This is a genomic window from Streptomyces sp. 6N223 (assembly GCF_052246635.1).
Taxonomy (GTDB): Bacteria; Actinomycetota; Actinomycetes; order Streptomycetales; family Streptomycetaceae; genus Streptomyces.
Window position 1 is genome coordinate 1 of sequence record NZ_JBQQCA010000113.1, and the last position, 5,513, is coordinate 5,513.

Here is a 5,513-nt window from a genome sequence, read left to right on the forward strand (position 1 = left end):
GACCTGGCGCTTCGGCAGGCCCGCCTCGCGGGCCACGCCCGCGATCGCCGCCTTGCGGGGCTCGCCCGCCGCCTCACGGTCGGCGACGCGGCGGGCCAGCTCGGCCGGGTCCGCCGACCGCGCGGGAGCGCGCTCCGCGCCCGCGACGACGAGCGTGATCTCGCCGCGCGCCCCGCCCGCCTCCGCCCACGCGGCCAGCTCCCGCAGGGGCCCGCGCCGCACCTCCTCGTGCGTCTTGGTCAGCTCCCGGCACACCGCCGCCCGCCGCTCCCCGCCGAACGCCTCCGCCATCGCCGCCAGCGTCGCGCCGAGCCGGTGCGGCGCCTCGAAGAAGACGAGGGTGCGCGGCTCGGCGGCCACCTCCGCCAGTCGCGCGGCCCGCTCCCCCGCCCGGCGCGGCAGGAAGCCCTCGAAGCAGAACCGGTCCACCGGCAGCCCCGAGACGGCCAGCGCCGTGAGCACCGCCGACGGGCCCGGCACCGCCGTCACCCGTGCCCCGGCGGTCACCGCCGCGACGACGAGCCGGTAGCCGGGGTCGGAGACCGAGGGCATCCCGGCGTCCGTCACCAGCAGCACCCGCGCGCCGCGCTCCAGCTCGCGCGCGAGCTCCGGCGTACGCGCACGCTCGTTGCCCTCGAAGTACGACACGACGCGCCCGGCCGGGCGCACGTCCAGCTCGCGCGCCAGCCGCCGCAGCCGCCGGGTGTCCTCGGCGGCGACGATGTCGGCGGCGGCCAGCTCCGCGCCGAGCCGGGCGGGCGCGTCGGACGGGTCGCCGATCGGCGTACCGGCGAGGACGAGGACGCCTGGCTCGCCGGGCTGGCCGGGCTGGCCGGGCTGGCCGGGCTCATTCGGGGTGCTCATGATGGCTCCATCGTCGCAGCTCGCACGGGCCGGGCGGTCCCGGATGCCAAGATGGCCCGCGTGAGGAGTAGCCAGACCGTGAGCGAGGCCCCGCCAGGACCCGGGCCGCTGCCCGCCGACGAGCCGGGCGCCTGGCAGTGGCGGCTGTGGCGCTTCGGGTACGTCCCGCGCCGCCGCGCCGGAGTCGGCGAGCGGCTGGTGCCGCCGTTCCCCGAGCCCGGCACCCGGATGTGGGCGTACTTCGGCTTCTCGCCACGCGCCGCCGCCCGGCTGGCGCGGGCGATGGGCTGGGGCGGGCCGCTGCTCGTCGCGCTCGTCGCCGGCGCGCTGCGCTTCACCAACCTCGGCAAGCCGGAGTCGGTGATATTCGACGAGACCTACTACGCCAAGGACGCCTGGTCCCTGCTCCGGGCCGGCTACGAGACCGACTGGCCGGACGACGCCGACGAGCGGATCATCGACGGGGTCACGCCCTTCCAGGACAACGCCGCGTACGTCGTCCACCCCCCGCTCGGCAAGTGGATGATCGCGCTGGGCGAGTGGGTCTTCGGGCTCAACCCCTTCGGGTGGCGCTTCATGGTGGCGCTGCTCGGCACCCTGTCGGTGCTGATGGTCTGCCGCATCGGCCGCCGCCTCTTCCGCTCCACCGCGCTGGGCTGCGTCGCGGGGGCGCTGCTGGCCGTGGACGGGCTGCACTTCGTGATGAGCCGCACCGCGCTGCTCGACCTGGTGGTGATGTTCTGGCTGCTGGCCGCCTTCGGCTGCCTGCTGGTCGACCGCGACGCCTCCCGCGCCCGGCTCGCCGCCGCGCTGCCGAAGAGCACCGACGGGGTGCTGCGCCCGCACGACGCGACGGCCTCGCGCCTCGGGCTCGGCTGGCGGCCGTGGCGGCTGGCGGCCGGGGTGTGCCTCGGGCTGGCCTGCGCCACCAAGTGGAACGGGCTGTACGTGCTGGCCGCCTTCGGCGTGCTGACCGTGCTGTGGGACGCCGCGGCACGCCGCACCGCCGGGGCCCGCCGCCCCTACCGCGCGATGCTGCGGCGCGACGCGCTCCCGGCGTTCTGCTCCCTGGTGCCGGTGGCGGTGGCGGTGTACGCCGCCTCCTTCACCGGGTGGTTCCTCACCGACGGCGGCTACTACCGCGACTGGGCCACCACCGCCGGGGCCGACACCTCCTTCGGCTGGATCCCGGACCCGGTGCGCAGCCTGTGGCACTACCAGCACGAGGTCTACGAGTTCCACGTCGGGCTCACCTCGGAGCACAGCTACGAGTCCAACCCGTGGGGCTGGCTGGTCGCCGCCCGCCCGGTGACCTACTACTACTCCGCCTCCGACCCGGGCGAGGGCGGCTGCGACTACGCCAGCGGCTGCGCCCGCGAGGTGCTGGCCCTGGGCACCCCGCTGCTGTGGTGGGCCGCCTGCTTCGCGCTGCTGTACGCCGTCTACCGCTGGCTGTTCCGCCGCGACTGGCGCGCCGGCGCGGTGCTGTGCGCGGTGGCCGCGGGCTATCTGCCGTGGTTCATGTACCAGGAGCGCACCATCTTCTACTTCTACGCGGTGGTGCTGACGCCGTTCCTGTGTCTGGCGGTGACGATGCTGATCGGCGCGCTGCTCGGCCCGCCGGGCTGCCCGGAGCGGCGGCGGGCCGTGGGGATCGTGGCGGTGGGCGTGCTGGTGCTGCTGATCGCCTGGAACTTCATCTATTTTTACCCGATTTACACGGGCATGGAGATCCCCCAGGACGCGTGGCGGTCACGGATGTGGCTCGATACATGGGTGTGAGCCCCCGTACGTGTGGGAGTGTCACCGGCTGCCGGTAGGCTGCGAACACCAGGACATTGCTGTGAGTTAACGGTCGGTTGCGGGGAGACGGTGACAGGGCATAGGGGCAGGCCCCGGGCGCGGGCCGGGGCGCGGGGGCCGATGGGCGACCGGCAGCGGTTCGCGGTGATCGGCGGGGTGTTCGTGGCCGTGGCGACGGTCGTCGGGTTCGGCACGTTCAGCCTGCTGAGCGGCGACGAGGCCGACGGCGAGCAGGCCGGGTCGGTGTCGTCGACGGAGGACGAGCGGCCGGGCGAGGCGGAGGAGCCGGAGGCCGGGCCGCCGACCGAGGAGGAGGTGCTGCGGGCCTCCCGCGCGTTCCTGGACGCCTGGGCGGCGGGCGAGACCCGCGCGGCGGCGGCGCTGACCGACGACCCCGAGGCGGCGCGGGCGGCGCTCGACGGGCTGGCCGAGTCCGCCTCCCTTGCCGAACTGACGCTGACGCCGGGCGAGTCCGCCCCGTCGGGCGGCACGGTGCCGTTCACGGTCGACACGGTCGTCGGCTTCGAGGACGCCGAGGGCCGGGCCCAGCAGGCGGACTGGGCGTACGAGACGGAGCTGACGGTGGTGCGCGAGGAGGGCACCGACCGGCCGGTGGTGCGCTGGGATCCTTCCGTGCTCCACCCCGGCCTGGAGAAGGGCCAGTCGGTGGAGACCGGCCCGGTCAGCGAGTTCCCGCCGGTCGAGGTGCTGGACCGCGACGGCCGCGTGCTGAGCGTGGACGAACACCCCACGCTCGCCGGGATCGTGGCCGACGTGCGCGAGCGGTACGCCGAGGAGGCGGGCGGCAGCACCGGCACTGAGATCCGGATCGTGAACGCCGAGGGCGAGAGGGTCGGCGAGCCGCTGCTGCGGCTGTCCGACCCGACGGCCGGGCAGGTGCCGACCACCATCGACCCGGCGTTGCAGGCCGCCGCGGAGGACGCGGTGGCGGGCGCGGACGGGGACGACGCCTCGCTGGTCGCGATCCAGCCCAGCACCGGCGAGATCCTGGCGGTCGCCAACAAGCCGGCGGAGGGCTTCGACACCGCGCTGCACGGCTCGTACGCGCCGGGCTCCACCTTCAAGGTCGTCACCTCCTCGCTGCTGATGGCGGAGGGCCTGGTCAAGTCGGCGGGCGACCAGCACCCGTGCCCGAAGGAGTTCGAGTACGGCGGCTGGCCGTTCCACAACGACAACAACTTCGAGATCAAGGACGGCACCTTCTCCGACGCCTTCGCCGCCTCCTGCAACACGGCGTTCATCAGCCAGGCGCCCGAGCTGGACGACGACGCGCTGGGCAACCACGCCCGGGACGTCTTCGGGCTCGGCATGACCTGGCAGGTGGGCGTGTCGACGATGGACGGCCAGGTGCCGACGCAGTCGGACGCGCAGATGGCGGCCTCGCTGATCGGCCAGGGCGGCGTGCGGATGAACCCGCTGACCATGGCCTCGGTCTCCGCGACGGTGAAGAACGGCGGCTTCCTCCAGCCGTACCTGGTGCCGCCGGACTTCGACGGCCGCGAGCTGGCGCAGACCGCGGGCAGCCTCGACCCGGGGGCGGCCGCCGAGCTGCGCGGGCTGATGAACACGACGGCTCTGTACGGCACGGCGGCCGAGGCCATGGCGGGGGTGCCGGGCGACATCGGCGCCAAGACGGGATCGGCCGAGGTGGACGGCCAGTCCAAGCCGAACGCCTGGTTCACGGCGTACCGGGACGACCTGGCCGTGGCGGCCGTGGTGCCCGCCTCCGGGCACGGCGGCGAGTTCGCCGGGCCGGTGGTGGCGGAGGTGCTGAAGGCTGCTCCGTAGCACGGTTGCCGTGGGCGGGGCGGCGCACCGTAGGCTCTTCGGCAGACGCCCCGCCCCCACGCCCGTCGAGGAGTTTGCCATGCGGGACATCGCCGTGTTCAGCGGCAGCGCCCACCCGGCGCTGGCCGCCGAGGTCTGCGACCACCTCGGGGTCCCGCTGCGGCCCACCCGGGTCGATCGTTTCGCCAACGACTGCCTCCAGGTGCAGCTCCAGGCCAACTGCCGCGAGCGCGACGTCTACCTGATCCAGCCGCTGGTGCGCCCCGTTCAGGAGCACCTCGTCGAGCTGCTGCTGATGCTGGACGCCGCCCGCGGCGCCTCGGCCGCGCGCACCACCGTGGTCATGCCGCACTACTCCTACGCCCGCTCCGACAAGAAGGACGCGGCGCGCATCTCCATCGGCGGGCGGCTGATAGCCGACCTGATGGTGACGGCCGGCGCCAGCCGGGTCCTGGCGATGACGCTGCACTCCCCCCAGGTGCACGGCTTCTTCACGGTGCCCGTGGACCACCTGCACGCGCTGCGCGAGCTGGCAGCGCACTTCAAGGGCCAGGACCTGAGCAACGCGGTCGTGGTCTCCCCGGACCTGGGCAACGCCAAGGAGGCGGCGGCGTTCGCGCGGCTGCTGGGCATTCCGGTGGCGGCGGGCGCGAAGCAGCGCTTCAGCGACGACCGGGTCAGCATCAGCTCGGTCATCGGCGAGGTGGCCGGGCGGGACGTCATCGTGCTGGACGACGAGATCGCCAAGGGCTCCACGGTGCTGGAGCTGCTCGACCGGCTGCGGGAGCAGGGCGTCGCGTCGGTGCGTATCGCCTGCACGCACGGGCTGTTCGCGGGGGGCGCGCTGAAGCGGCTGGGGTCGGAGCCGGACGTGCTGGAGATCGTGTGCACCAACACGGTGCCGCTCTCGCCGGACGAGACGGAGGGCACGGAGAAGCTGCGCGTGCTGTCCATCGCGCCGGCGCTGGCGGAGGCGATGCGGCGCATCCACAACGGCGAGTCGGTCAGCGCGCTCTTCGACAAGCCGTAGGGGGTGC

Annotated in this window: 4 protein-coding genes; 3 read left to right on the forward strand and 1 reads right to left on the reverse strand. The window is 74.3% G+C overall.

Annotation, left to right across the window (positions count from 1 at the left end; all coding sequences use genetic code 11):
• Window positions 1-864: 16S rRNA (cytidine(1402)-2'-O)-methyltransferase (gene rsmI, locus ACTWQH_RS32430; protein ID WP_443290399.1), on the reverse strand; the 864-nt coding region annotated here is incomplete at its 3' end.
• Window positions 865-915: 51 nt separating this feature from the next.
• Between rsmI and ACTWQH_RS32435 the strand changes: the two genes are divergently transcribed.
• The 3 genes from ACTWQH_RS32435 to ACTWQH_RS32445 all read left to right on the forward strand — a co-directional run bounded on the left by ACTWQH_RS32435 (window position 916) and on the right by ACTWQH_RS32445 (window position 5,506).
• Complete coding sequence (locus tag ACTWQH_RS32435) at window positions 916-2,646, forward strand: dolichyl-phosphate-mannose--protein mannosyltransferase (RefSeq protein ID WP_443290400.1); 1,731 nt, start codon at window positions 916-918, stop codon at window positions 2,644-2,646.
• Between the two features lie 90 nt (window positions 2,647-2,736).
• Window positions 2,737-4,476, forward strand: coding sequence for a penicillin-binding transpeptidase domain-containing protein (locus tag ACTWQH_RS32440; RefSeq protein ID WP_443290401.1), 1,740 nt, complete (start codon window positions 2,737-2,739; stop codon window positions 4,474-4,476).
• Window positions 4,477-4,555: 79 nt separating this feature from the next.
• Window positions 4,556-5,506: a ribose-phosphate diphosphokinase gene (locus ACTWQH_RS32445; RefSeq protein WP_443290402.1), complete on the forward strand. Its 951-nt coding sequence runs from the start codon at window positions 4,556-4,558 to the stop codon at window positions 5,504-5,506.
• Window positions 5,507-5,513: the final 7 nt, after the last annotated feature.